We start from the raw sequence: 24277 nt of genomic DNA, 5'->3' as shown, positions 1-24277 counted from the left end.
CATGGTGGCCGCCTCTCGTCCTGGACTTCCTCTCATTCAGCCACCGATTGACTCTAAAGTCAACGCACATTATCTTTAGAACGAACGCTGGATCCCGAGGGGAATTTCCTGTGGAAAGCATTGATGCGATCGGGTTGCTGACAGAGCCGACCCGGTTACGGGTCTACCGCTGCGTCATAGAGGCCGAGGATCCGCCCAGTCGCGATGAGGTCGCCCAACGAACTGGTCTCGGCGTCGGGGTGGTCAAATTCCACCTCGAAAAGCTCGCTGCCGCAGGACTGTTGGTCACGGAGTTCCACAAGCCTGCCGAGCGCAGAGGACCCGGTTCGGGGCGACCGACGAAGCTGTACAAACGCAGCCCGGTCCACCAGTCGGTGGAACTGCCGCCCCGCCAGTTCGGTTTGCTCAGCACGGTGCTCGTCGAGGCGATAGTCCAGTCCGCTCGCACGGGCGAGACGACCACCCTCGCGGCGCACCGCGTCGCTGCCGACACCGGTTACCGCCTCGGCTTTCGGTCCGCGGGCCCCACCCCCACTCCGCAGATCCTCGGCGTGCTCGACTCCATCGGCTACGAACCACGCGAAGCGCGCCAGATCGTCACATTGGCAAACTGTCCATTCCACGAAGCCGCGGAAACCCAACGTGATCTCGTCTGCGGACTCAACCTCTCCCTCGTGAGCGGAATCCTCCGCGGTGCGAACTGCACCAGCGCGCAGGCCGCACTCGCCCCGGAACCAGGCCGTTGCTGCGTTTCCATCTCTCTCGAGCCGAAGAGATCATGACCGCTCTGGCGCTGATCCCCGCCGCGTACGTCTACCTCCGCCGTGGTGGGGAAGTGCTCCTCCAGCTGCGCCAAAACACCGGATTCATGGATGGCAACTGGTCCGCAGGAGCCGCGGGACATCTCGAAGCCGGCGAGACGGCCGAACGCGCAGCCCGGCGTGAGCTCTCGGAGGAACTGGGCGTAGCGGCTCAGGAGGGCGCACTAGCGCCGGCCATGGTGATGCAGCGGACGGACGGGACGGACAACCCCGTCGAGCAACGCGTCGACTGGTTCTTCGTCTGTGACCGCTGGAGGGGACAGCCCACCATCCAGGAACCGCGCAAGTGCGAGGAACCCGATCTCGCCGAAAGTGCCGATCGCGAGGCGTACGCGACTCATCGCGTCACCGAGGGTTGACGGGTGCTGGAGCGCCCGGCTCCCTGTGGGCGTCGACCCAAGCCCGCACATCCGCGGCCGCGAATGTCAGGTGCTTGCCGTAGCGATGCGCGAGAGGCGCCTGCCCCTTCGTCCGCCACTCGTAGATGGTCGACACTGGGACACGAAGATAGGCCGCGAGCTCGTTGGTATTGAGGAGTCTTTCCAGCCCCCAGAGCTCGAGCGTCAGGTTGTCTACCGCGTCCATGCCTACTAGGTGCGCAGTTCGTCGCCCCACCGTTCGGAGGCAACCGGAGCGAAGTCGAATCAGTCGAGGCTTCGCGCCGCGAGAGGGCGTCAGAGCGGTCAATTCGATGGCATTGCGATGACTTGGTCAAGTTTCACCAACTAGAAAGTCCCGGGAACCCTTAGGTTCCCGGGACTTTTCGGTCGGGATGACAGGATTTGAACCTGCGACCCCTTGACCCCCAGTCAAGTGCGCTACCAAGCTGCGCCACATCCCGATGCCCCCGCTCTCGCGCGGACAACTCCCCCATCCTACCCGCTCCGCGGAGGCCTCGCGAACCGGCGTGCGCCCGGGCGTGGCATCCGTCGTCCGCTTGCCGGTGACGGCGGGCGGCGTTAGTTTCGCGGCATGGCGAACATCACGATCGAGCCGGCCACCGCGGACCGCTTCGACGACGCGCAGCACGCCCTCACCGGCGGAGGCGACGGCCGCAGCTGCCAGTGCCAGTGGTGGACCATCACCAACGCGGAGTTCCAGAGAACGCCGATCGAGCAGCGCCAGGCGATGCTCCGCGACGAGATGCAGGTCGCGCCCCCTCCAGCGCTGATCGCATACGTCGACGGCGAGGCGGCGGGCTGGGTGCGGGTCGGGCCGCGGACGCGGCAGATCCGTCTCGGACGCACTCGGAACTTCACCGCGCACTCCGAGGAGCCGTGGGACGACGACTCGGTGTGGGCCGTGAGCTGCTTCGTCGTCCGCAAGGAGTTCCGCCGGCAGGGACTGAACGCGCGGCTGCTCGACGCGGCGGTCGATTTCGCCCGGGCGGGCGGCGCGCGCGTCATCGAGGCGTACCCCATGGATCCCGATGCCGGTAAGAAGATCCCCGTCAACGACCTCTACCACGGCGTCCTGTCGACGTTCGAGCAGGCCGGCTTCCGCGAGATCGCACGGCCCAAGCCGTATCTGGCGCTCGTCGCGCTCGATCTCGCCGCCTGACGATCACAGGGCGAGAAAGCGGCAGCACCCTTTGGCAAGCGTGCGACGATGGACGGCGTCCCTGCGTATCGAGGAGGATCATGCACCGGCTCTGGGTCTGCTTCGCGCCCTACGTCGTGGTGTCGATCGTCCACGTGATCGCCCTCGCGGCCGGCGCTGACGGCGTCGCGGCGCCGACGAAGCTCGCGCTCATGCCGCTGCTCGCCCTCGCTGTCGTGTGGGGAGCGCGCGGCCGCGGCTGGACGAGCTCTCACACCCTTCTCATCGCAGCGCTCGCGCTGTCGTGGCTCGGCGACGGAGCCGGCACGTTCGTGCCGTTCCTGCCGACGGTGCCGATGATGCTGCTCTTCTTCGGCCTGGCCCACCTCTGCTACATCTGGCTGTTCTGGCGCCGGATGGCGGTGCGCCGCGTCCCGCTGTGGGCCGCTGTCTACGGCGCGTGGTGGGTCCTGCTCCTCGCCGTCCTGTGGCCGCACCTCGGCGGCCTGGCCGTGGCCGTCGCCGCCTACGGACTGGTGCTCGGAGGGACGGCGGTCGCGGCATCCCGCTGCCATCCGCTCATCGTGTGGGGCAGCGTCTTCTTCCTGACGTCGGACTCCGTGCTGGCCTTCCGCCTGTTCCTCCCCGATGCCATGCCCGACTGGACCAGCCCGCTCGTCATGCTGACGTACTGCCTCGGTCAGGGCCTCATCGCGGCGGGCGTCCTGGTCGGCGTCTCGGCGCGGCGCGATGCCGCGACGACCGCGGCGGTGGCGACGTGACGGATGCCTCCGCCTCGGCCAAGACTGTCCGCGTCGTCGCCTGGCTGTGGGCGGTGCGCATCTACAAGACGCGCTCGGCCGCGACGACGGCATGCCGCGCCGGGCATGTCCGGGTCAACGGCGAGCGCGCGAAGGCGGCACAGCCCGTGCGGCCGGGCGACGAGCTCCGCGTGCGGGTGAGCGGCTTCGACCGCATCCTGATCGTGAAGCAGCCGATCTCCAAGCGGGTCGGCGCTGCCCCCGCGGCCGAGGCCATGGACGACCGCACGCCGCCACGCGACCCCACCCCCGTCATCGCGCAGCGGGATCGCGGCGCGGGGCGCCCGACCAAGCGCGAGCGTCGGGAGATCGATCGCCTGCGGGGGCGAGAGTGACCTGTTCCAGCGCATCCGCGACGGTGATCGCCGGCACGCGGTGCCCCACCTCGCTCCGCGTTACCGCGCGGCGCTGCGCGACGCACAGCACCAGCATGATGGCGCACGACACGACGTAGAACGTGTGCAGCGCCCAGATCGGACCGACCGGCAGCGTGAACACGTAGAGCGAGTAGACCGCATTGGCCGCATTGATCATCCCGAGGCTCACGAGGCTGTACGACGAGACGTCGCGGGTGCGCAGCGCCTTGGTGAGCATGGGCAGGTTGCTGATCGCGAAGACGACGGTCGCCACCGTGCCTGCGATCAGCGGGATGTCCATATCGCCACGGTAGGTGCAGGGCGCCGCGCACCGCGTCGGGCGAAGAGCCCATCTTCGGCGGGCGCCGCGAATGGGTCATTGTGTGTAGGCCCGGCTGCCCGGCGGGCGATTGGTCAGACCAGCCCGTTCTCGTACGCGTACGCGGTCGCCGCAGCCCGGCTCGAGATGCCGAGCTTGCCGAAGATGTTGGCCACGTGCCGGGCGACCGTCTTCTCGCTCAGCGACAGCCTCGCGCCGATCCCGCGGTTCGTGAGACCCGTCGACACGAGCCGCAGCACCTCGAGCTCGCGCGGGGTGAGGGCGCCGACGCGCCGATCGCCCGTCAGCGCGGCGAGGTCGGCGAGGGCGGGCTCCGCGCCGAGGTCGAGGAACACCGCGCGCGCGGCCTCGACGTCCGCCCTCGCGTCCTCGGCGTGGCCCAGCGAGCGGAGGGCGAGCCCCGCCAGCACCCGGCTGCGGGCGGCCTCGTACCGCGCCCCCACCGCATCCCACGCGTGCGCGGCGACTCGCGCCGCCTCGAGCGCGTCCGCCGCGCGTCCCTCCGCGAGCAGCACCCTCGCGTCCGCCGTGGCGACGGCGGCGTCGCGCATCGGGCTGGCCGTGTCGAGGCTCGCGCCGCGAAACTCCTCCAGCGCGCGACGTGCGGCCACGGGATCGCCCGCCGCGACCTCGATCTCGATGAGCGCGGGCAGCAGGAACCGACGGGTGACCGGGTCGGCGCCGGCCGCACTCCGGCGGATCTCCTCCTGCGCCCGCGCCGTGCGCCCCAGCGCGAGGTGGAGGAGCGAGAGGCCGGGCTGCGCCTCCCACCCGGACTCGGCCGCGCGGCGGTACGACTCCTCGGCGGAGTGGAACGCTCCGCGCAGCCGTGCGAGCTCTCCCAGCTGGTAGGGCGCGCCCCAGATCGCCCGGTAGTCCCCCGCCCGGAAGCGCGAGAGGGCGAGATCGACGGCCGTCGACGCCTCGGCCCACGCGCCCCGGACGAGCAGGAGCGCCGCCTCCAGCGCGTGGCACTGCCCGCTGAAGGCGATCAGCTGCGGCTGCTCGCCGCACCACCGCTTGAGCACGGCCGTCCACGCGTCCGCACGCTCCAGGTCGAAGGCCAGCAGGGCGTCCGAGATCGAGGCGCAGGCGATCACGCCGCTCGGCAGGGGCGGGACGTCGCCGGCCGCGACGGCGGCCATCGCCTGGTCGAGGCAGGCGAAGCCGTCGGCCGGAGACCCGTCCTCGATCAGCGATTTGCCGAGGCCGAGTCTCGTGATCGCGGCGACCTCGCGATCGCCCTCCCGCTCGGCGACGTCGAGGATCTCCTCGAACGAATGGATCGCCTCGGCGGCGTTCCCGCTGCCGAGCTGCCCGACGGCCGGCGCCAGCCGGACGAAGCCCGCCAGCGCGCCGGGCTCGGCCATCGCGTGCACGATCCGCATCGCCCGGGCGGCCCACAGCACGCTGTTGGTGAAGTCGCCCTGCTCGATGAAGTTCAGCGCCAGCCAGCCCGCCGAGCGCGCCGCGCCCGCGGTGTCCTGCACGCCGAGGTGCGCCGAGTAGGCCCGCGACAGCGCGTCGAGGGAGGCGCGCGGCTCACCGCGGAGCAGGGCGGCCGTCGCGAGGACCTCCAGATCGGATGCCGCGAGCCCGGCGCGCGCATCGACGCGGGCGAGCAGCTCGAGCGCGTCCGCCCAGCGCCGGTCCGCCGCGGCCGTTCGGCCGGCGTCCAGGTCGCTGGAGATGATCATGTCGCTCCCCCGTCGGTCCCGTGCCGGCCTCGGGTCGGCGCCGGCTCCCCTCGGATCCTGCGCGAAACGTACCGCCGCCGAGACGGCCCCACAAGGCGCGCCGCGTCGGCAGGCCCTCCGCCCGGCAGGGCCAGTGAACCCACGGCCCCGTCAGGCGTCGAGCAGCTCCAGCACCCAGCGGGCGCCGCGGACGGCGGCTCCGGCATCCGTCACCCGCTCCGCCAGGCCGCGATCGCTCGTGACGACGGTCACCGTGCGCCCCGCGGCGACGGCGCGCTCGGCGGCGGCGAGGATCGCGTCGTCGTCGGATGCCTCGGCTCGGACGACCTCGACACCCGCAGCGCCGGCGGCACTGCGAGCCTGACCCTCGACGACGGCCGTCCACTCCGGATACCAGGTGTGCTCGGGGAGGTCGAGGGCGGATGCCGCGACGCCCCGCGCCGCCAGCTCGGCGAGACGCGCGAGCAAGCGACCGGCGGCGCCGGATCGGTCGCGCCACCACCCGTCGGGCACCGACCCCATGACGTTCGCGATGTCGACGACCACCGCCGGGCGCACGTCGAGCAGCTGCCGCAGCCGTCCCCAGGATTCGGCGAACCCGGGGTGCAGCGGGTACCGGGTGACCTCGTCGACCGGGACCCACGCGAGCTCGCGGCTCTCGGGGTCGCTGATGACGGGCTCGAAGGGCACGATGACATCCCCGACGACCGTCGTATAGGTCCAGTAGCCGAGATCGAGCACGCTCAGCACGCGCGGCCGCACCGCGGCATCCGGCACGCCCGCCTCTTCGGCCGACTCGCGCAGGGCGCCGTCGCAGGCGGTCTCGCCCTCGTGCCGCGCCCCGCCGGGCAGCGCCCAGGTGTCGCCGAAGTGGCTCCACGAGACGCGATGCTGCAGCAGCACGCCGCGTCCGGGATCGACGGCGAGGAGCCCGGCGGCCCCGAACCGGCCCCAGTACCGCTCCCCCGTCGGCGCGACCACCCAGGCGTCACCGGCGTCGCGAGGCCCGTGCGGACGCCGCGGCTCACCGGGGGCGGGCGGCTCGATCGTCACCCTGCCAGCCTGTCACACCACCGGGCCACTGGGTCTCGGGCGGCCCGCCCGCCGTCCCGCGACGGCTCGCCACAATGGACCCCGTGGACTACGACCTCGACGACGACCCCGCCCGGATCCAGCGCGACGTGGTGTGGGACTTCCTGTCCACCCGGGCGTACTGGGGGCGCTGGCGCACACGGGACCAGCTCGAGACGCAGATCGACGGCGCCTGGCGGGTCGTGGGCGCCTACCGGCGCGACACCGGGGAGCAGGTCGCATTCGCCCGCGCGGTGTCCGACGGCATCGGATTCGCCTATCTCGCCGACGTCTTCGTGCTCGACGATCACCGCGGGCAGAGCCTCGGCAAGCGCCTGCTGCGCCTCATGATCGACGACGGACCCGGTGCCGACATGCGCTGGACGCTGTTCACCGGCGACGCCCACGGCCTCTACCGTCAGTTCGGGTTCCACGAGCCGGACGTGACCGCGATGGTGCGCCCGGCCCGCCAGGGCACCTGAGTCCGGTCAGCGCTGGCGGCGCTCCCGCACCCGCATGTTGATCACGATCGGCGTCCCCTCGAAGCCGTACAGCTCGCGCAGGCGCCGCTGGATGAAGCGGCGGTAGCCCGGGTCGAGGAAGCCGGTCGTGAACAGCACGAAGGTGGGCGGACGCGTCGACGCCTGCGTGCCGAAGAGGATCCGCGGCTGCTTTCCGCCGCGCACCGGGTGCGGGTGCTCGGCGATGAGCTCGGTGAGGAAGGCGTTGAACTTGCCGGTGGGGATGCGCTGATCCCACGACTCCAGCGCCGTCTCCAGGGCCGGCACGAGCTTGTCGAGGTGGCGTCCGGTGCGCGCGGAGATGTTGACGCGCGGCGCCCACGTGACATGCGCCAGGTCCTGCTCGATCTCGCGCTCGAGGTAGCGGCGACGGTCCTGGCCGTCCATGTCGTCGTCGTTGAGGCGGTCCCACTTGTTGTAGGCGATCACCAGCGCGCGCCCCGACTCCAGCACGAGGTCGATGATGTTGAGATCCTGCACGCTCACCGGCTGCGTCACGTCGATCACGACGATCGCGACCTCGGCCTTCTCGAGCGCGGCCGACGTGCGCAGCGACGCGTAGAAGTCGGCGCCCTGCTGAAGGTGCACGCGGCGGCGGATGCCGGCGGTGTCGACGAAGCGCCACAGCCTGCCGCCGAGCTCGACGATCTCGTCGACGGGGTCGCGCGTCGTGCCGGCGAGCTCGTTCACGACGACGCGCTCCTCGCCGGCGGCCTTGTTGAGCAGTGACGACTTGCCGACGTTGGGGCGGCCCAGGATGGCGACGCGGCGCGGGCCGCCGATCTCGGCCTTCGCCACCGCCGACACGTCCGGCATCACCTTGACGACCTCGTCGAGGAGGTCGGCGACGCCGCGGCCGTGGATGGCCGAGACGGGGTGGGGCTCGCCCAGGCCCAGGTTCCACAGCGCGGCGGCCTCGGGCTCCTGACGGGCGTCGTCCACCTTGTTGGCGACGAGGAAGACGGGCTTGTTCGCCTTGCGCAGCAGTCGCACGACGTGCTCGTCCGTGGAGGTGGCGCCGACCATCGCGTCGACGACGAACAGCACGACGTCCGACAGGTCGATGGCGACCTCCGCCTGCGCGGCGACCGAGCGGTCGATCCCGCGGGCGTCGGGCTCCCAGCCGCCGGTGTCGACGAGGGTGAAGCGGCGGTCCATCCACTCGGCCTTGTACGTCACCCGGTCGCGCGTGACCCCCGGCGTGTCCTCGACCACGGCTTCGCGACGGCCCAGGATGCGGTTGACGAGGGCCGACTTGCCCACGTTCGGTCGGCCGACGATCGCCACGACCGGCAGCGCCGGCAGGAACTCGACGCCGTCCTCGCCGCGGACGAGCCCCTCCAGCAGGGCCGCGTCCTCGGCGTCGAGGGCGTAGTCCTCGAGGCCGGCGCGCAGGGCGGCCGCGCGCTGTTCGGCGAGGTCGTCGTCGAGCTCGGCGAGGTTCTCGGCGAGGTGGTCCTCGCCGGCCTCGAACTCGTCGAAGTCGGGGGTGGTGTCAGCGGCCATCTCAGGCTCCCGTCCGGGTGTGAGTCGTGGTGCCGCGCGAGGACGCCGACGGCGTCTCGCCTGCGGCGGAGTCGACCGCGCGGATGACGGCCAGCACGGCGTCCACGGTCTGATCGAAGTCGAGGTCGGTCGAGTCGACGACCTCGACGCCCGGCGCGGCGGTGAGGAAGTCGACCACGGCCGAGTCCTTCGCGTCGCGCTGGTGGAGCGCCGCGGCGACCGCCGCGGCGTCGTGCGTCGTCAGTTCGGCGCTGCGCCGCGCGGCGCGCACCTCCGGCGCCGCCGTGAGGAGGACGCGCACCGGGGCATCGGGGGCGACGACGGTCGTGATGTCGCGACCCTCGACCACGACGCCCGGGCGCCCCGAGCGCGCGACGAGCGAGCGGAACAGCGCATTCACCGACTCGCGCACCGCCGGCACCCGGGCCACGCCGCTCACGGCGTCGGTCACGCGGGGCTCGCGGATGGCGTCGGTCACGTCCGCCTCGCCCACGCGCACCCAGTACGCGTCGGGGTCGAGCGAGATGGCGTAGTCGAAGTCGCCGGTCGCATCGAGGACGGATGCCGCATCCGAGGTGTCGAAGCCGCGCTCGAGGGCGTGCCACGCCAGGGCGCGGTAGGCCGCGCCGGTGTCGAGGTAGCCGAAGCCGAGACGGCGCGCGACCTGCTTCGAGACGCTGGACTTGCCGCTGCCGGCGGGGCCGTCGATCGCGACGACCGTCGGGGCCGGCGTGTCTGCCGGCGGCCGGGTCAGGGACTCAGTCATTGGTGGTGCTCGCAATCTTCCAGCCGCGCGACTCGAGGCCGTCGACGGCCCGGCGCACGGCGCTGGGGACGACGCTGATCTCGGCGAGGCCGAACTGGGCGCCGGGCGAGTGCTCCAGGCGCAGGTCTTCCACGTTCACGCCGAGCTCTCCCAGCTCGCCGAAGAGCCGTCCGAGCTGACCGGGAGTGTCGTCGACCATCACCACGACCTGCTCGAAGCGGCGGTTCTGGCCGTGCTTGCCGGGGAGCCGCTCGACGCCGTCGTTGCCGCGCCGGATGGTGTCGGCGACAGCGCGCCGGGCGCCGGGGGCGTCCGGCCGGCGCAGGGCGTCCGCGACCGCCGTCAGGTCGGTCGCGAGCTGATCGAGCACGTCGACGACCGGCTCCGCGTTGGCGCCGAGGATCTGCACCCACAGCTCGGGGGCGGATGCCGCGATCCGCGTCGTGTCGCGCACGCCCTGGCCGGCCAGGCGCAGCGACCCGTCGGGGGCGTCGACGAAGCGTCCCGCGAGCAGGCTCGCGACGAGCTGCGGCACGTGCGAGACGAGGGCGACAGCGCGGTCGTGGTCTTCGGGAGTCATCTCGATGGGCGTCGCACCGAGGTCGAGCGCGAGCCCCTCGACCAGCGCGAGGTCGGACGACGACGTCTCCTCGTCGCGGCAGACCACCCACGGGCGCCCGACGAAGATGTCGGCGCGCGCCGAGATCGCTCCCCCGCGCTCGCGTCCGGCGAGCGGATGGGAGCCGATGTAATGGGTCAGATCGACGCCGCGCTCACGCAGCTCGCGCAGCGGCTCGAGCTTGACGCTCGCGACATCCGTCACCACCGCCCGCGGGAAGCGGGCCAGCTCGCGCTCGATGACGTGGGCGGTCACATCCGGCGGCACCGCCACGACGACCAGGACCGGCTCGTCGCGATCGTCCGCGGCGCGGCCGGCGCCGTAGTCGATGGCGAGGCGCAGCTGGGACGGGGACGTGTCGTCGAGCGCGACGTCGACGCCGCGCGCCCGGAGGGCGTGTCCGATGCTGGCGCCGAGCAGGCCGGCGCCGACGATCCGCACCGTTCCCTGCACGCGCGCAGCGAGGAGGGTCTCGGTCACTTAGTCCTCCTGTGGGGCGGCCCGGCGCGCGAGGGTCAGCAGAGCGCCGCGCTCCACTTTAGTCAACTCGCGGGTGCGCCCGGCTGGCAGGGTTCCCAGGTGGAGCGGGCCGAACTGGCGCCTGACGAGTTCGACGACCGGATGCCCCACCTCGGCCATCATCCGCCGCACGATGCGGTTGCGCCCCGAGTGCAGCGTCAGCTCGACCAGCGATCCGCCGCCCTCGGCCGACGTGGACAGGAGCCGCGCCTTGTCTGCGGCGATCGGGCCGTCCTCGAGCTCGACCCCGCGCACCAGCCGCTGGATCGTCTGGGCCGTCACGGTGCCTTCGACCTTGGCGATGTAGACCTTGGTGACGCCGAACGACGGGTGGGCGAGCACGTGCGCGAGCTCGCCGTCGTTGGTGAGCACGAGGAGGCCGCTGGTGTCGGCATCCAATCGCCCCACGTTGTACAGCCGCTCGTCCCACTCCTCGGTGTAGCGCCGCAGGTCGGGGCGACCGCGGTCGTCCTTCATCGAGCTGACGACGCCCGTCGGCTTGTTGAGCATGACGTAGCGCTTGGACTGATCCAGCTGGACGGCCGTGCCGTCGACGTCGACGAGGTCGTTCTCGGGGTCCACGCGCGAGCCCAGCTCGGTGACGACCCGGCCGTTCACGCGCACGCGGCCCTCGACGATCATGTTCTCGGCGACGCGCCGCGAAGCCACGCCCGCGTTCGCGAGCACCTTCTGCAGGCGCTGCCCTGAGTCTGTCGAAGGGCGCTGCCCTGAGCCTGTCGAAGGGCGCTCGCCCTCCGCTTCCGCGCCCGTCATCGACGTACCCCCTCTTCCATGCCGTCGCCGACTTCGTCCGCGCCGTCCAGCAGCGGTGAGATGTGCGGCAGCTCGTCCAGCGAGTTGATGCCGAGGTGAACCAGCAGCGCGTCCGTCGTGCCGTAGTTGATGGCGCCGGTCTCGGCATCCGCGAACAGCTCGGTGATCAGTCCGCGCGCCAGCAGCGTCCGCACCACCGAGTCCACGTTCACGGCGCGGATCGACGCCACCTGGCTGCGGGTCACCGGCTGCTTGTACGCGATGACGGCGAGGGTCTCCAGCGCGGCCTGCGACAGTCGCGACGGCGCCTGTCCGCCCACGAACTCGCTCACCAGGTCGTCGAGCTCCTCGCGCACGTACAGGCGCCAGCCGCCGCCGACCTCGCGCAGCTCGAAGCCGCGCACCGGCCCGCCGCTGCGCCCGTCGTAGTCGTCGACGAGCGCCGCGATCGCCTGGCGGACGGCGGGCACCGGCGCGCCGACGGCGGCCGCCAGGCTCACGAGGCTCTGCGGCTCCTCGACGATCAGGAGGATCGCCTCGAGGCGCCGCGCGACGTCGGAGGCGTCCACCACGGGCGGGTCGGGCGTCGTGTCAGTGGTCATAGTCGGCTCCCAGGGTGGCGAGATTCTCGTCGCTCCAGCGCTGCGCGCTCCAGCGGAGCGTCAGCTCGCCGAGCGGCTCGAGCTGTTCGAAGGACAGGGCGGCGTGGCGGTAGAGCTCGAGCACCGAGAGGAAGCGCGCCACCACGACTCCCGGCTGCGAGACGCCGGCGATCAGCTCGCGGAAGCTCAGCGAGCCGGCATCCCGCAGCAGCGTCACCACGATGGCCGCCTGCTCGCGGATGCTCACCAGCGGCGCATGCAGGTGGTCGAGGCCGACCCGCGGGATCTCCTTCGGCGTCATGGCGAGCATGGCGAGCGCCGCGAAGTCCTCGGCACTGAGCGACCACACCAGCTCGGGCACCGCCTGCCGGTACTTCTCGTCCAGCCGCACCGACCGGGTGTGACGCCCGCTCTCGCGACGCAGGCACCGCTCGAACCAGGCCGAGACCTCCTTGAACGCGCGGTACTGCAGCAGGCGCGCGAACAGCAGGTCGCGCGCCTCGAGGAGCGCGACGGACTCGGCGTCCACGAGCTCCCCCTGCGGCAGGAGCCCCGCGACCTTCATGTCGAGCAGGGTCGCTGCCACCACGAGGAACTCCGACGCCTCCTCGAGCTCCTCCTCGGGTCCGAGCTCGCGCAGGTAGGCGATGAACTCGTTGGTCACGAGCGACAGCGACACCTCGGTGATGTCGAGCTCGTGCTTGGAGATGAGGCTGAGCAGGAGGTCGAACGGACCGTCGAAGTTCGACAGGGCGACGCGGAACCCGTCGCCGGCGGCCGCCGGGCCTTCGCCCGCGGGCGCTGAGCCTGTCGGAGCGTCAGGCGACGGCACCACGGGCGACCAGCTCCCGCGCCAGTCGCAGGTAGGCCTGCGCCGCGGCGTGCTCGGGCGCGAACTCGGTGATCGGCATGCCCGACACCGAGGCGTCCGGGAACTTGACGGTGCGGCCGATGACGGTCTCGAGCACGTCGTCGCCGAAGGCGTCCACCACGCGCTCGAGCACCTCGCGCGAGTGCAGCGTGCGGGCGTCGTACATGGTGGCCAGGACGCCGTCGAGGCGGATGGTCGGGTTGAGGCGGTCGCGCACCTTGTCGATCGTCTCGATGAGCATCGCGACACCGCGCAGGGCGAAGAACTCGCACTCCAGCGGGATGATGACGCCGTGGCTCGCGGTCAGCGCGTTCACCGTGAGCAGGCCGAGGGACGGCTGGCAGTCGATGAGGATCGCGTCGTACTCGCCGGCCACCTTGCGCAGCACGCGCGAGAGCGTCTGCTCGCGCGCGACCTCGTTGACGAGGTGCACCTCGGCCGCCGACAGGTCGATGTTGGCGGGGAGGACGTCGAGGTTCTCGACGCGCGTCTGCACGATGACGTCCTGCGGGTCGCGCTTGCCGTCCAGCAGCAGATCGTAGATCGTCGGGATCTCGTGCGTCTGGATGCCGAGGCCGGCCGACAGCGCGCCCTGCGGATCGAAGTCGACCGCGAGCACGCGGCGTCCGTAGCTTGCGAGCGCGGCTGCGAGGTTGATCGAGGTGGTCGTCTTGCCGACGCCGCCCTTCTGGTTGCACAGGGCGATGATGCGGGCGGGACCGTGCCCGTTCAGCTTCGGCGGCGTCGGGAAGCCCTGGTACGGACGCCCGGTAGGCCCGATGGGGACCTCGGACTTCGAGGCCTTCCCCGATCTGGTCTTCGCCGTGCTGTCAGCCACCGTGCTCCCGCTTCCTCGTGCTCGCTCGATCCTAGTCGGCTCTAGGAGAATCCTTCGATGAAGCGCCGTGCCGCAGCACATAGCGCGCCACCGCGGCGCCCGGCCGGCGGGCGACCCAGCGGCTCAGTCTGTCGGATCGAGCCGCTCGCGCGCCAGTCGTCAGCGCGCCCGCGGGTGCGACGTCGCGTAGACGTCGCGCAGCGCGTCGACCGACACGTACGTGTAGATCTGCGTGGTCGCCACCGACGCGTGCCCGAGAAGCTCCTGCACCACCCGCACGTCGGCCCCGCCCTGCAGCAGGTGGGTCGCGAACGAGTGCCGCAGGGTGTGCGGCGAGACGTGCGCCGTGAGGTGGGCGCGCTCGGCGGCGGAATGGATCACGAGCCACGCGCTCTGCCGCGACAGCGGCGCGCCGCGCGCGCCGAGGAAGAGCCGCGGCGTGGCGCGCCCGCGACGCGACAGCTCGGGCCGCGACCGGGTCAGGTAGGCGTCGACGGCGGCCCGCGCGTACGAGCCGACCGGGACGATCCGCTCCTTCGACCCCTTGCCGCGCACGCGCAGCACGTCGCCGTGCGCCATGTCGTCGACGTCGAGCTGCACGATCTCCGACACGCGGGCGCCGGTGGCGTAGAGCAGCTCCAGCAGCGCGCGGTCGCGCAGCCCCACCAGGTCGCCGGTCGCCCCGCCCGCGGCGCCGGTCGCATCGGGGCCGGAGCCGGTCGCGGGAGGCGGGCCCGCGGCATCCAGCAGCTTCTCCACCTGCTCGATCGTGAGCGCCTTCGGGAGTCGTTTCGGCTGCTTGGGCGGGCGCAGGTTCGCGGAAGGGTCCGCGGTCGCGATGCCCTCCCGCGCCAGGAAGCGGTGCAGCCCGCGCACCGACGACTGCAGCCGCGCCAGCGACGACGCGGCCATCGGCGGCTGAGCGGCGGCGCGGTCGGCGACGAAGCTGCCGAGCATGACCGGGGTCACCTCGCCGGTCTCCTCGACGCCCTGCTCGCGAAGCCAGCCGGCGTAGCCGGCGAGGTCGCGGCGATACGCGGCCACCGTGTTCTCGGACAGCCCGCGCTCGACCGCGATGTGCCGCAGGTACCCGTCCACCGCACGATCGATCCGCATGTCCGTCCGCCCTCGTCCCGGGGCGACCCGTGCCCTGCCCTGCACCATCGGCAGGTCAGGGCGTCGGCGCCCCCTGTGCCGCGCGCAGCCGCTCGGCCGCGGCGAGCACCCCCACGGTCATGATGCCATTGCGAAGGCGTCCGGCGAAGATGCCGGCGACGACGTCGGTCAGCGGCACCCACTCCAGGCGGATGTCGGCCTCCTCGTCCTCGCGCGCGTGCACCTCGCCGGCGGGCGAGAGGCCGCGCGCCAGGAACAGGTGCACGACCTCGTCGTTCCCGCCCGGCGTGGTGAAGATGCTCAGCAGCGGCTCCCACGAGTCGGCGACCAGGTCGGCCTCTTCGGCGAGCTCCCGACGGGCGGTCTCGAGCGGCGTCTCACCCGCCACGTCGAGCAGGCCGGCGGGCACCTCCCAGTCGCGCAGGCGGATCGGATGCCGGTACTGCTGGATCAGCAGCACGCGGCTCTCATCGTCGACCGCCACGACCGCCGCGGCGCCGGGGTGATCGACGTACTGGCGCACGATCCTCCCGTCGCCGTAGGCGACCGTGTCGCTGCGCACATCCCACACGCGGCCCTCGTAGACGCGCTCGCTCTCGAGGACGGTCGCGTCGACGGGCTCGTCGGCCAGGAGCGCCCCGGTCGTCTCGGAGGCGCCGGGCTGCGGCATCCGTCCGCCGGTCACGCGACCGGTTCCTGAACCTCTTCGAAGGGCTCCACCTCGAACAGCTCGCTCGAACGGTGACGCTCCAGCGCCGCGCCCACGAGGCCGCGGAACAGCGGGTTCGCGTTCGTGGGGCGCGAGCGCAGCTCGGGGTGCGCCTGCGTCGCGATGTAGTACGGGTGCACGTCGCGCGGCAGCTCGACGTACTCGACGAGGTCGAGGTCGGGGTTGATCCCGGAGAACACCAGTCCCGCCTCCGCGATCTGCTCGCGGTAGCGGTTGTTGACCTCGTAGCGGTGCCGGTGGCGCTCCGAGACGCGCCGGGCGCCGTACACCTCGGCGGCGATGGAGCCCTCGGCGAGCTCGGCGGGATACAGCCCCAGGCGCATGGTGCCGCCCATGTCGCCACGGTCGAGGATGTCGACCTGCTCCTCCATGGTCGCGATGACGGGGTGCTCGGTGTCGGGGTCGAACTCGCTCGACGACGCGTCCTCGATGCCGGCGACGTGCCGGGCGTACTCGATGACGATGCACTGCAGGCCCAGGCAGATGCCGAGCGTCGGGATGCCCTGCTCGCGCGCGAACTTCAGCGCGCCGATCTTGCCCTCGATGCCGCGGATGCCGAAGCCGCCGGGGATCACGATGCCGTCGAGGGTGCCCAGCGCCTTGGCGGCGCCCTCCGGTGTCTCGCACTCGTCGGACGGGATCCAGCGGATGCTGACGTGGGTCTCCTGGGCGAACCCGCCGGCCTTGAGGGCCTCGGTGACCGAGAGGTAGGCGTCCGGCAGGTCGATGTACTTGCCGACCAGGCCGATGGTCACCTCGTGCTTGGGGTTGTGCACGGCGTTGAGCACCCGCTGCCAGCGCGACCAGTCGACGTCGCCGGCACGCGACAGTCCGAGCGCGCGCACGATGTACTCGTCCAGGCCCTGCTCGTTGAGCATCGACGGGATGTCGTAGATGCTCGGCACGTCGACGGCGTTCACGACGGCGCCCTCGTCGACGTCGCACATGAGCGCGATCTTGCGCTTGTTCGACTCGGTGACCGGCCGGTCGCTGCGCAGCACGAGGGCGTCGGGTTGGATGCCGATCGAGCGGAGCGCCGCGACGGAGTGCTGCGTCGGCTTGGTCTTCTGCTCGCCCGATGCGCCCATGAACGGCACCAGCGAGACGTGAACGAAGAACACGTTGTTGCGGCCGAGCTCGTGGCGGATCTGGCGGGCGGACTCGATGAAGGGCTGCGACTCGATGTCGCCGACCGTGCCGCCGATCTCGGTGATGATGACGTCGGGGCGGGGCTCCTCGGTCGCCTGCAGGCGCATGCGCCGCTTGATCTCGTCGGTGATGTGCGGGATCACCTGCACCGTGTCGCCGAGGTACTCGCCTCGACGCTCCTTTGCGATCACCTGCGAGTAGATCTGGCCGGTCGTGACGTTGGCGGCCTGGCTCAGCTCGATGTCGAGGAAGCGCTCGTAGTGGCCGATGTCGAGGTCGGTCTCGGCGCCGTCGTCGGTCACGAAGACCTCGCCGTGCTGGAACGGGTTCATCGTGCCCGGGTCGACGTTCAGGTACGGGTCGAGCTTCTGCATCACGACGCGCAGCCCCCGCGCGGTCAGCAGGTTCCCGAGGCTGGCGGCGGTGAGGCCCTTGCCCAGAGAGGAAACGACACCACCGGTCACGAAGATGTGCTTGGTGGTGTCGCTCTGGGAGTCGCCGTGGGAAGAATCAGAAGTCTGCATCACGGGCTTTTATCCTATCAGGCGGTGTTTCGTTGAGCTTCGCGGGAGCGGAGGACACGCGGGCGCCGGGGCGCTCACCCGTTCGCATCCGAGCGAAGGCTGAGCAACTCGCGGGCGTGGGTGAGCGCGGCGTCGGAATCGGGCATGCCCGACAGCAGCCGCGCCATCTCGGCCTCGCGATCGGCGCCGTCCAGGCGACGGACATCGGATGCCGTGACCGAGCCGTCGTTCGCCTTCACGACGGTGAGGTGGTTCGCCGCGAACGCCGCGACCTGCGCGAGGTGGGTGACGGCGATCACCTGCGACGACTGGGCGAGCCGCGCGAGCCGGCGGCCGACCTCGATCGCGGCGGCGCCGCCGATGCCGGCATCGACCTCGTCGAACACGAACGTCGGCACGGGGTCGACCGCGGCGATCACCACCTCGATCGCGAGCATGACGCGGCTGAGCTCGCCGCCCGACGCCCCCCGCGAGACCGGACGGGGCTCCGCTCCCGGGTGCGGCGCGAGGAGGATCGCGACGTCGTCCCGGCCGTGGGTCGAGTCGGCGCCGGGCGTCACGGCGACCTCGAGCCGCGCATCGGGCATCGCCAGCGCGCGCAGCTCGTCGGTCACGGCGGCGCCCAGGCGCGCGGCGGCGTCGGTGCGGGCGGCGGTGAGGACGGCCGCCGCGTCGTCGAGGACGGATGCCGCAGCCTCCCGCTCCTCGGTCAGCCGCTGGATGCGCTCACCGTCGTCATCGAGCTCGGCCAGACGAGCCGAGCCGGTGTCGAGGAGGTCGATCGCGGCGTCGAGGGTGCCGTGCGTGCGCACGAGGCCCGCGAGCACGGCGCGGCGCTCCTCCACGGCCGCGAGCTCGTGCGGGCCGGACTCGTCGAGATCGGCGAGGTACCCGGCCAGGGCCGCGGCGATGTCGGCCACGCGGTAGCCCACGTCGGCCAGCTGCCCCGCGAGCTCCTCGAGCACGGGGTCGTGGACGCGCTCGAGCGCGCGCCGGGCCTCGGCCAGGAGGGACCCGGCGTCGGGGACGTCGCCGTCGCCCGAGAGGCCGTCGTGCGCGGACGCTGCGGCGAGCCGCAGCTCCTCGGCGTTGGCGAGGCGCTCGGCGCGGGTCGCGAGGTCGGCGTCCTCCCCCGCCATGGGCGCCGCCTGCTCGATCTCGGCGAGCTGCGCCCGCAGCTCGCCCGCCTCGCGCGCCCGGGCGTCGCGGTCGTCGGTGAGCTGCGACAGTTCGCGGTCCACCGCACGCCAGTGCTCGTAGGCGCGCCGGTACGCGTCGCGGGCGGTGTGGACGGCCTCGCCGCCGAACCGGTCCAGCGCGTCGCGCTGCGCCGCCGCGGAGCGCAGCCGCAGCTGCTCGGACTGCCCGTGCACGACGACGAGCTGCTCGGCGAGGTCGGCCAGCACGCCCGCCGGCGCGGCGCGGCCGCCGACGGATGCCCGGCCGCGGCCCTCGCTCGAGATGGACCGCCCGACGTACAACTCGGCCCGCCCGCCGCCGATGGGCTCGACGTCGCCGCCGGCTTCGCGCACGCGCGAGGCGACCGGGCCCTCCTCGGGCACGATCCACACGCCGTCGACGGTGGCCTGCGACGCTCCGGCGCGCACCGCGCCGGAGTCCGCCCGCTGGCCGAGCAGCAGTCCGAGGCCGGTCACGACCATCGTCTTGCCCGCGCCGGTCTCACCCGTGATGGCGGTGAAGCCCGGCCCGATGGGCAGTGTCGCCTCGGCGATGACGCCCAGGTCGCGCAGCCGCATCTCTTCGATCACAGCGGCGCCTCCGCGCCGGCGGCGGGCGTGGCATCCGTCTCCGGCGCCGTGCGCACCGGCAGCACACCCGTGATCGCGGCGGGACCGCGCCACCCCTCCACCGGGAGCCGGAACTTGCGCACCAGGCGATCTGTGAACTGGGAGGGGTGCAGGCGCGCGAGGCGCACCGGACGATCGGAGCGCCGCACCACGACGCGCGCGCCGGGGGGCAGATCGTGCGAGCGGCGCCCGTCGCACCAGAGGATGCCGGTGCCGTTCGTGCGCTCGAGCACCTCGATGGCGACCGCGTGCTCGGGCCCGACGACGAGCGGCTTGGCGAAGAGCGCGTGGGCCGACAGCGGAACGACTGAGATCGCCTCGACGGTCGGCCAGATCACCGGTCCGCCGGCGGAGAAGTTGTAGGCCGTCGAACCGGTCGGCGTCGAGACGACCATGCCGTCGCAGCCGAAGGTCGACAGCGGGCGGCCGTCGATCTCGACCACGACCTCGAGCATGCGCTCGCGGCTGGCCTTCTCGACCGTCGCCTCGTTGAGCGCCCACGTCTCGTAGATGACGGAGTCGCCGGTGTCCTTCACGCGCACCTGGAGCGCCATGCGCTCCTCGACCTCGTACTCGCGGGCGATCACCCGGCGCACCGCCTCATCCATGTCGTCGCGTTCGATCTCGGCGAGGAAGCCCACGTGGCCCATGTTGATGCCGAGCACCGGCGCGCTGCCGTCCCGGACGAGCTCGGCCGCCCGCAGGATCGTGCCGTCGCCGCCGAGCACGATCGCCAGCTCGATGTGCGGGACGGGCACGTCGACGCCGAGGACCGCGACATCGCCCAGCGGCGAGCCGGCGTCGACGAGCTCCTGCTTGTCGTCGGGGGCGAGCACGGGCGTCGCCCCGGCGGTGCGGAGGGCGGCCACGACGCGCTCGGCGGAGGCCACCGTGTCGGCGCGATGCGCGTGCGCCACCACCAGGATGCTGCGCTCGGCGCGTGCGTCGGCGTTGTTCATCGGCTCCCCGCCAGTCGGTTCACAGTGCTCAACCATTCTGTCGGATTGCTCCCCCGGCCCGGCGCGAGGTGGGCGATGTACTCCGAATTCCCGTGCGTGCCCGCGATCGGGGAGGAGATCAGGCCGCACGTGCCGAGCCCGGCGTCCCACGCCGCCCACAGCACGCGTGCGACCGCGTCGGCGCGCAGCACGGGGTTGGTGACGAGTCCGCCCTTCACAGCAGTGCGTCCGACCTCGAACTGCGGCTTGATCAGCAGCACGAGGTCGGCATCGGAGGCAGCGACCGCGCGGGCGGCGGGCAGCACGTGGCCCAGCGAGATGAACGACAGGTCGCCGGTGATCACGGACGGCGCATCGGCGATCCCGCTCGCCTCGGCGAGGGACGCCGCGGTCATGTACCGCACGTTGAAGCCCTCGATCGATCTCACGGCAGGGTCTGCCGCGACGGATGCCGCGAGCTGACCGTGCCCGACGTCCACGGCGATCACCGGCTCGGCGCCGCGCTCGCGGAGCACCTGCGTGAAGCCGCCGGTCGAGGCGCCCATGTCGAGCGCCAGCCGGCCCCGGACGTCGACCTCGAAGGCGTCGAGCCCGGCGATGAGCTTGTGGGCGGCACGGCCCACGTAGTGGTCGGCAGCGGCGACCTCGATCACGCTGTCGTCGGCCACGGGCGTCGAGGCCTTCACCACGGGGCGTCCGTCGACGGTCACGACTCCCTCGGCGATGAGCGTCGCAGCGTGCGTCCGCGAGCGCGCGAGACCTCGAGCGGCCAGAGCGGCGTCGAGGCGGCTCGTCATGACCCGGTGCCGGGACTCGCCTCGAGGCGACGGGCGAGGGTGTCGTGCAGCGTGTCGTACGCCGCGGCGCGCGTGGCCAGCGGCTGCGCCTCGATCACCTCGAGTGTCGACAGCAGGTCGCCGGTCTCGTCCTCACGCTCTCGGGGCTGATCCATGGTCCCCAGGATACGTCGGTGCCGCGACGGTGCCGCGAAGCGCCTCGCGCTCTCGCACGCGCTGATCGGAGGCAGCAGCGGTCAGGGGCGGTGGAACGGATCGGCGTAGAGCTCTTCTGGCACGCGGAACCCGAAGATCGCACGCCCGGTCGACCAGATCGCCGCCGCGCCCGCGCGCACGAGGTCGATCGGCCGGTCGCCGGCGCTCAGGATGCGGATGTCGGCCCCGTCGATCGCGACGCGCGCATCGCGCACCTTCGCGACGCCGTCCTTCACGTGCACCTCCGGGTACGGCTCGTGGAGTTCGCGCAGGTCGCCCAGGATGTACGTCGGACGCGAGCCCTCCGGCGCCGCCAGCACGTGCTTCGGCCGGTCGATGCCCGTCAGCACGAGGGCGGATTCGATGCCCGCGCGGTTGGCTCCCAGGATGTCGGTGTCGAGCCGGTCGCCGAGGAAGAGCGGATGCCGCGCCCCGAAGCGCGCCACCGCCTCGTGGAAGATCGGCGCCTCGGGTTTGCCCGCGACGGTCGCGAGCCGGCCGACGGCGGTGTGCACCGCCGACACCAGCGTGCCGTTGCCCGGCGCGACGCCCCGCGACTGCGGGATCGTCCAGTCGGTGTTGGTCGCCACCCAGGGGATGCCGCCCTCCTCCTCGGGAGTCTTGAGCGCGAAGGCCGCCTCGGCGAGCTGCAGCCACCCGACCTCCGGGGCGAAGCCCTGCACGACCGCAGCAGGGGCGTCGTCCGCGCTACGCGTGACGACGAAACCCGCCTTCTCCACCTCCACCACGAGACCGTCGCCGCCGACCACGAGCACGGTCGCGCCGGGCTCGATCTTGTCGGCGAGCAGTCGCATCGCGGCCTGCGGACTGGTCACCACGTCACGCGGCGCCGTGGCGAGGCCGAGTTCGCTGAGATGCCCGGCGACCGAGGCATCCGTCCGCGACGCATTGTTGGTGATGTACGCGAGCACGCGGCCGTCGCGGGCGCGGTTCAGGCTCTCGACGGCATACGGCAGTGCCCCGGCGCCGGCGTACACCACGCCGTCGAGGTCGGCCAGCACGACGTCGACCCCGTCGAGCGGGGCGCGCGTCACCGCGCGGCGCCCGAACAGCGCCATCAGCGGTCGGCCTCGTCCGCAGCCGGCTCGTCGACGCCGGCCTCGATGAGGATCTCGCTCACCTCGTCCGCGACGGATGCCTCAGCACCGGCGGGTTCGTCGGCGCCGGCGTCGGCGTCGTCGGGGAGGGACTCGGCGTCATGGACGGAGGATTCATGGACGAAGGCGTCATGCACGGAGGCGCCGGTGTCGGCGTCGGCGTCGTCGGGGAGGGACTCGGCGTCGCCGGCGTCGTCCCGGCCGGCGTCGACCTCGAGGGATTCCTCTTCCAGGACCTCCTCGACGAAGACGGTCTCGAGATCGCCGAGGCCCGATGCCGCATCCAGCGCCTCTTCGGCGACCACGGCGCGGCGGTGCCACTGCGCCGCTTCGTCCGCACGGCCGAGCTCCTCGAGCACTGCGGCGCGCGCGGCGAACAGTCCCGGGCTCCATTCGAAGGCGCGGTCGGGATCCAGCTCGGGGATGTCGAGCTCCTGCAGCGCGCGCTCCGGTTCGCCCAGATCGAGCCGGGCGCCGGACATGGCGATCGCCAGTTCGACGCGGACGGCGGTGTCGAGGGTGGAGCGGTCGACCGACCGACCCACCTCGAGCGCACGGTCGGGGCGTCCCACACCGCGCTCGCTGTCGACGATGAGCGCGATCTGGTCGTCCTTGCCCGAGATGCGGCGGTACGTGCGCAACTCGCGCAGCGCCAGAGCGAAGTCGCCCGTCGCGTACGCCGTGATCGCGAGCGTCTCGCGCACCACTGCGATCCGGCCCGCGCGACGCGACGCCGACAGGGCATGCTGGTGCGCGAGCACGGGATCCTCGTCGATCAGCTGCGCCGCCATGGCGAGATGACGCGCGACCTGCTCGGCGTTCTCCTTGCTCAGGGTCTTCAGTTCGTTGCGCGCCGACGGCGGCAGATCCTGCGGCGTGACGTCATCGGAGATGACCGGGTCGTCGTGACGCGGACGGACCGGACGGATCTCGCCCTCGCGGACGGCGCGGTCAGGCCGCTCCGCCCCGCCGCGCGTCGGCCGCGCGCTGCGCTCGTACGGCTTGCGGTCGCCGTCACGCTTCTCGTACGGCTTCCGGTCGCCGTCGCGCTTGGCGTACGGGCGGTCGCCGTCGCGCTTCGCGTAGGGACGGTCGCCATCGCGCTTCTCGTACGGCTTGCGGTCGCCATCGCGCTTCTCGTACGGCTTGCGGTCGCCATCGCGCTTCTCGTACGGCTTGCGGTCGCCGTCGCGCTTCGCGTACGGACGGTCACCGTCACGCTTCTCGTACGGCTTCCGGTCGCCGTCACGCTTCTCGTACGGCTTACGGTCGCCGTCGCGCTTCGCGTAGGGACGGTCACCGTCACGCTTCTCGTACGGCTTGCGGTCGCCGTCGCGCTTCGCGTAGGGACGGTCACCGTCACGCTTCTCATACGGCTTCCGGTCGCCGTCGCGCTTCGCGTACGGACGGTCGCCATCGCGCTTCGCGTACGGGCGGTCGCCAGCGCGCTTCGCGTACGGACGGTCGCCATCGCGCTTCGCGTACGGGCGGTCACCATCGCGCTTCTCGTACGGCTTACGGTCACCGTCGCGCTTGGCGTACGGCTTCCGATCACCGTCACGCTTCGCGTACGGGCGGTCGCCGTCGCGCTTGGCGTACGGCTTCCGATCGCCGTCGCGCTTGCCGTACGGCTTGCGGTCCGAACTCGGCGACGAGGGCCTCCCGCTGCTGGGTCGATCGCGCGGCGCGCGTCGATCGTCGCGCGGCTCCTGCTCTGCCATTCTTCGATCCTCCCGGATGCGTTCTGCGTCGGCAATCCACCGTGTTAACGCGGAATGGCCACCCTGCGTTGGGTGGCCATTCCGTGTAATGGGTGTCCGGCGGTGTCCTACTCTCCCACAGGGTCCCCCCTGCAGTACCATCGGCGCTGAGAGGCTTAGCTTCCGGGTTCGGAATGTGACCGGGCGTTTCCCTCTCGCTATGGCCGCCGAAACTCTTTCGATGTTTCAGTCAACGACAAGCACAATATGTTGTTGTCAGATTCCCGACCGTACATCGGGAACCACTCAGTGGACGCAAGCACCATGGAACGGTGTGTTATCAAGTCATCGGCTTATTAGTACCAGTCAGCTGCACGCATTGCTGCGCTTCCACATCTGGCCTATCAACCCAGTAGTCTGGCTGGGAGCCTCTCACCCCGAAGGGTATGGAAGTCTCATCTTGAGGCCGGCTTCCCGCTTAGATGCTTTCAGCGGTTATCCATCCCGAACGTAGCTAACC

At 71.8% G+C, this 24277-nt stretch carries 26 protein-coding genes, 1 tRNA gene and 2 rRNA genes; 6 read left to right on the top strand and 23 right to left on the bottom strand.

The features are described from left to right. Window positions 1-110 precede the first annotated feature (110 nt). Window positions 111-782 carry a helix-turn-helix transcriptional regulator gene (locus V6R91_RS26640; RefSeq protein ID WP_336397711.1) on the top strand — a complete coding sequence of 224 codons (672 nt, stop codon included), beginning with the start codon at window positions 111-113 and terminating at the stop codon, window positions 780-782. Beyond that, a complete protein-coding gene (locus V6R91_RS26635; RefSeq protein WP_336397710.1) occupies window positions 779-1180 on the top strand; it encodes an NUDIX domain-containing protein in 402 nt (133 codons plus the stop codon). The genes V6R91_RS26640 and V6R91_RS26635 overlap by 4 nt, the downstream gene beginning before the upstream one ends. Here V6R91_RS26635 and V6R91_RS26630 read toward each other — a convergent pair. Together V6R91_RS26630 and V6R91_RS26625 are read right to left on the bottom strand one after the other, a co-directional pair. After that, window positions 1167-1406 (bottom strand): helix-turn-helix transcriptional regulator, encoded by a 240-nt coding sequence (locus tag V6R91_RS26630; RefSeq protein ID WP_336397709.1) that lies wholly within the window; start codon window positions 1404-1406, stop codon window positions 1167-1169. The genes V6R91_RS26635 and V6R91_RS26630 overlap by 14 nt on opposite strands. 182 nt (window positions 1407-1588) lie before the next feature. After that, a tRNA-Pro gene (locus V6R91_RS26625) sits at window positions 1589-1662 on the bottom strand. A gap of 131 nt (window positions 1663-1793) precedes the next feature. Here V6R91_RS26625 and V6R91_RS26620 point away from each other — a divergent pair. The 3 genes from V6R91_RS26620 to V6R91_RS26610 all read left to right on the top strand — a co-directional run bounded on the left by V6R91_RS26620 (window position 1794) and on the right by V6R91_RS26610 (window position 3516). Beyond that, window positions 1794-2381 carry a GNAT family N-acetyltransferase gene (locus tag V6R91_RS26620; RefSeq protein ID WP_336397708.1) on the top strand — a complete coding sequence of 196 codons (588 nt, stop codon included), beginning with the start codon at window positions 1794-1796 and terminating at the stop codon, window positions 2379-2381. A gap of 80 nt (window positions 2382-2461) precedes the next feature. Continuing rightward, entirely contained in the window at window positions 2462-3142 is a 681-nt protein-coding gene (locus V6R91_RS26615; protein ID WP_336397707.1) for a lysoplasmalogenase, read from the top strand. Beyond that, window positions 3139-3516, top strand: a complete 378-nt coding sequence (locus V6R91_RS26610) for an RNA-binding S4 domain-containing protein (protein ID WP_336397706.1) — start codon at window positions 3139-3141, stop codon at window positions 3514-3516. The genes V6R91_RS26615 and V6R91_RS26610 overlap by 4 nt, the downstream gene beginning before the upstream one ends. On the opposite strand, the gene V6R91_RS26605 is transcribed toward V6R91_RS26610, so the two are convergent. The 3 genes from V6R91_RS26605 to V6R91_RS26595 form a co-directional block, all read right to left on the bottom strand. Continuing rightward, window positions 3434-3838, bottom strand: a complete 405-nt coding sequence (locus V6R91_RS26605; RefSeq protein ID WP_336397705.1) for a hypothetical protein — start codon at window positions 3836-3838, stop codon at window positions 3434-3436. The genes V6R91_RS26610 and V6R91_RS26605 overlap by 83 nt on opposite strands. 113 nt (window positions 3839-3951) lie before the next feature. After that, window positions 3952-5574, bottom strand: a complete 1623-nt coding sequence (locus V6R91_RS26600) for a helix-turn-helix transcriptional regulator (RefSeq protein ID WP_336397704.1) — start codon at window positions 5572-5574, stop codon at window positions 3952-3954. A 150-nt stretch (window positions 5575-5724) separates the two neighbouring features. Beyond that, window positions 5725-6627 carry an NUDIX hydrolase gene (locus V6R91_RS26595; RefSeq protein WP_336397703.1) on the bottom strand — a complete coding sequence of 301 codons (903 nt, stop codon included), beginning with the start codon at window positions 6625-6627 and terminating at the stop codon, window positions 5725-5727. 74 nt (window positions 6628-6701) lie between these two features. Here V6R91_RS26595 and V6R91_RS26590 point away from each other — a divergent pair, with 74 nt between their 5' ends. Further along, complete coding sequence (locus tag V6R91_RS26590) at window positions 6702-7127, top strand: GNAT family N-acetyltransferase (protein WP_336397702.1); 426 nt, start codon at window positions 6702-6704, stop codon at window positions 7125-7127. A gap of 6 nt (window positions 7128-7133) precedes the next feature. Here V6R91_RS26590 and der read toward each other — a convergent pair whose 3' ends face one another. The 18 genes from der to V6R91_RS26500 form a co-directional block, all read right to left on the bottom strand. Next, a complete protein-coding gene (gene der / locus V6R91_RS26585) occupies window positions 7134-8672 on the bottom strand; it encodes a ribosome biogenesis GTPase Der (RefSeq protein WP_336397701.1) in 1539 nt (512 codons plus the stop codon). Window position 8673: 1 nt separating this feature from the next. Beyond that, window positions 8674-9438, bottom strand: a complete 765-nt coding sequence (gene cmk, locus V6R91_RS26580) for a (d)CMP kinase (RefSeq protein WP_336397700.1) — start codon at window positions 9436-9438, stop codon at window positions 8674-8676. Beyond that, window positions 9431-10537 (bottom strand): prephenate dehydrogenase, encoded by a 1107-nt coding sequence (locus V6R91_RS26575; RefSeq protein WP_336397699.1) that lies wholly within the window; start codon window positions 10535-10537, stop codon window positions 9431-9433. Before V6R91_RS26575 ends, cmk begins: the two co-directional genes overlap by 8 nt. Next, window positions 10538-11350, bottom strand: coding sequence for a pseudouridine synthase (locus tag V6R91_RS26570; RefSeq protein ID WP_336397698.1), 813 nt, complete (start codon window positions 11348-11350; stop codon window positions 10538-10540). Then, window positions 11347-11952: an SMC-Scp complex subunit ScpB gene (gene scpB / locus V6R91_RS26565; RefSeq protein ID WP_336397697.1), complete on the bottom strand. Its 606-nt coding sequence runs from the start codon at window positions 11950-11952 to the stop codon at window positions 11347-11349. The genes V6R91_RS26570 and scpB overlap by 4 nt, the downstream gene beginning before the upstream one ends. Beyond that, a complete protein-coding gene (locus V6R91_RS26560) occupies window positions 11942-12787 on the bottom strand; it encodes a segregation and condensation protein A (protein ID WP_442928182.1) in 846 nt (281 codons plus the stop codon). The genes scpB and V6R91_RS26560 overlap by 11 nt, the downstream gene beginning before the upstream one ends. Further along, window positions 12771-13661 carry a ParA family protein gene (locus tag V6R91_RS26555; protein ID WP_336397696.1) on the bottom strand — a complete coding sequence of 297 codons (891 nt, stop codon included), beginning with the start codon at window positions 13659-13661 and terminating at the stop codon, window positions 12771-12773. The genes V6R91_RS26560 and V6R91_RS26555 overlap by 17 nt, the downstream gene beginning before the upstream one ends. A gap of 159 nt (window positions 13662-13820) precedes the next feature. After that, window positions 13821-14777: a site-specific tyrosine recombinase XerD gene (xerD, locus tag V6R91_RS26550; protein WP_336397695.1), complete on the bottom strand. Its 957-nt coding sequence runs from the start codon at window positions 14775-14777 to the stop codon at window positions 13821-13823. Window positions 14778-14832: 55 nt separating this feature from the next. After that, complete coding sequence (locus V6R91_RS26545; protein WP_336397694.1) at window positions 14833-15462, bottom strand: NUDIX hydrolase; 630 nt, start codon at window positions 15460-15462, stop codon at window positions 14833-14835. Continuing rightward, window positions 15459-17180: a CTP synthase gene (locus V6R91_RS26540; RefSeq protein ID WP_336398045.1), complete on the bottom strand. Its 1722-nt coding sequence runs from the start codon at window positions 17178-17180 to the stop codon at window positions 15459-15461. Before V6R91_RS26540 ends, V6R91_RS26545 begins: the two co-directional genes overlap by 4 nt. Before the next feature lie 74 nt (window positions 17181-17254). Further along, window positions 17255-18949 (bottom strand): DNA repair protein RecN, encoded by a 1695-nt coding sequence (gene recN / locus V6R91_RS26535; protein WP_336397693.1) that lies wholly within the window; start codon window positions 18947-18949, stop codon window positions 17255-17257. After that, window positions 18946-19947 (bottom strand): NAD kinase, encoded by a 1002-nt coding sequence (locus V6R91_RS26530; protein ID WP_336397692.1) that lies wholly within the window; start codon window positions 19945-19947, stop codon window positions 18946-18948. The genes recN and V6R91_RS26530 overlap by 4 nt, the downstream gene beginning before the upstream one ends. Continuing rightward, window positions 19944-20744: a TlyA family RNA methyltransferase gene (locus V6R91_RS26525; protein WP_336397691.1), complete on the bottom strand. Its 801-nt coding sequence runs from the start codon at window positions 20742-20744 to the stop codon at window positions 19944-19946. The genes V6R91_RS26530 and V6R91_RS26525 overlap by 4 nt, the downstream gene beginning before the upstream one ends. Further along, window positions 20741-20899, bottom strand: a complete 159-nt coding sequence (locus V6R91_RS26520; RefSeq protein ID WP_336397690.1) for a hypothetical protein — start codon at window positions 20897-20899, stop codon at window positions 20741-20743. The genes V6R91_RS26525 and V6R91_RS26520 overlap by 4 nt, the downstream gene beginning before the upstream one ends. An 81-nt stretch (window positions 20900-20980) precedes the next feature. Continuing rightward, entirely contained in the window at window positions 20981-22018 is a 1038-nt protein-coding gene (locus V6R91_RS26515; RefSeq protein ID WP_336397689.1) for an HAD-IIA family hydrolase, read from the bottom strand. Beyond that, window positions 22018-23778, bottom strand: a complete 1761-nt coding sequence (locus tag V6R91_RS26510; RefSeq protein WP_336397688.1) for a primosomal protein — start codon at window positions 23776-23778, stop codon at window positions 22018-22020. The genes V6R91_RS26515 and V6R91_RS26510 overlap by 1 nt, the downstream gene beginning before the upstream one ends. 94 nt (window positions 23779-23872) lie before the next feature. Next, window positions 23873-23989 (bottom strand): 5S ribosomal RNA (gene rrf / locus V6R91_RS26505). Between the two features lie 104 nt (window positions 23990-24093). Beyond that, window positions 24094-24277 (bottom strand): 23S ribosomal RNA (locus V6R91_RS26500); the annotation flags it as partial.

This window comes from Microbacterium sp. CCNWLW41, assembly GCF_037083505.1.
Note: the sequence above shows the minus strand (reverse complement) of the source record. Positions and strands in the feature narration are given on the sequence as shown.

Coding starts and splice junctions, on each gene's coding strand:
- V6R91_RS26635 (WP_336397710.1), top strand. CDS start 779: ATGACCGCTCTGGCGCTGATCCCCGCCGCGTACGTCTACCTCCGCCGT.
- V6R91_RS26630 (WP_336397709.1), bottom strand. CDS start 1,406: ATGGACGCGGTAGACAACCTGACGCTCGAGCTCTGGGGGCTGGAAAGA.
- V6R91_RS26620 (WP_336397708.1), top strand. CDS start 1,794: ATGGCGAACATCACGATCGAGCCGGCCACCGCGGACCGCTTCGACGAC.
- V6R91_RS26615 (WP_336397707.1), top strand. CDS start 2,462: ATGCACCGGCTCTGGGTCTGCTTCGCGCCCTACGTCGTGGTGTCGATC.
- V6R91_RS26605 (WP_336397705.1), bottom strand. CDS start 3,838: ATGGACATCCCGCTGATCGCAGGCACGGTGGCGACCGTCGTCTTCGCG.
- V6R91_RS26600 (WP_336397704.1), bottom strand. CDS start 5,574: ATGATCATCTCCAGCGACCTGGACGCCGGCCGAACGGCCGCGGCGGAC.
- V6R91_RS26590 (WP_336397702.1), top strand. CDS start 6,702: ATGGACCCCGTGGACTACGACCTCGACGACGACCCCGCCCGGATCCAG.
- der (WP_336397701.1), bottom strand. CDS start 8,672: ATGGCCGCTGACACCACCCCCGACTTCGACGAGTTCGAGGCCGGCGAG.
- cmk (WP_336397700.1), bottom strand. CDS start 9,438: ATGACTGAGTCCCTGACCCGGCCGCCGGCAGACACGCCGGCCCCGACG.
- V6R91_RS26570 (WP_336397698.1), bottom strand. CDS start 11,350: ATGACGGGCGCGGAAGCGGAGGGCGAGCGCCCTTCGACAGGCTCAGGG.
- scpB (WP_336397697.1), bottom strand. CDS start 11,952: ATGACCACTGACACGACGCCCGACCCGCCCGTGGTGGACGCCTCCGAC.
- xerD (WP_336397695.1), bottom strand. CDS start 14,777: ATGCGGATCGATCGTGCGGTGGACGGGTACCTGCGGCACATCGCGGTC.
- V6R91_RS26540 (WP_336398045.1), bottom strand. CDS start 17,180: ATGCAGACTTCTGATTCTTCCCACGGCGACTCCCAGAGCGACACCACC.
- V6R91_RS26530 (WP_336397692.1), bottom strand. CDS start 19,947: ATGAACAACGCCGACGCACGCGCCGAGCGCAGCATCCTGGTGGTGGCG.
- V6R91_RS26525 (WP_336397691.1), bottom strand. CDS start 20,744: ATGACGAGCCGCCTCGACGCCGCTCTGGCCGCTCGAGGTCTCGCGCGC.
- V6R91_RS26520 (WP_336397690.1), bottom strand. CDS start 20,899: ATGGATCAGCCCCGAGAGCGTGAGGACGAGACCGGCGACCTGCTGTCG.
- V6R91_RS26515 (WP_336397689.1), bottom strand. CDS start 22,018: ATGGCGCTGTTCGGGCGCCGCGCGGTGACGCGCGCCCCGCTCGACGGG.
- V6R91_RS26510 (WP_336397688.1), bottom strand. CDS start 23,778: ATGGCAGAGCAGGAGCCGCGCGACGATCGACGCGCGCCGCGCGATCGA.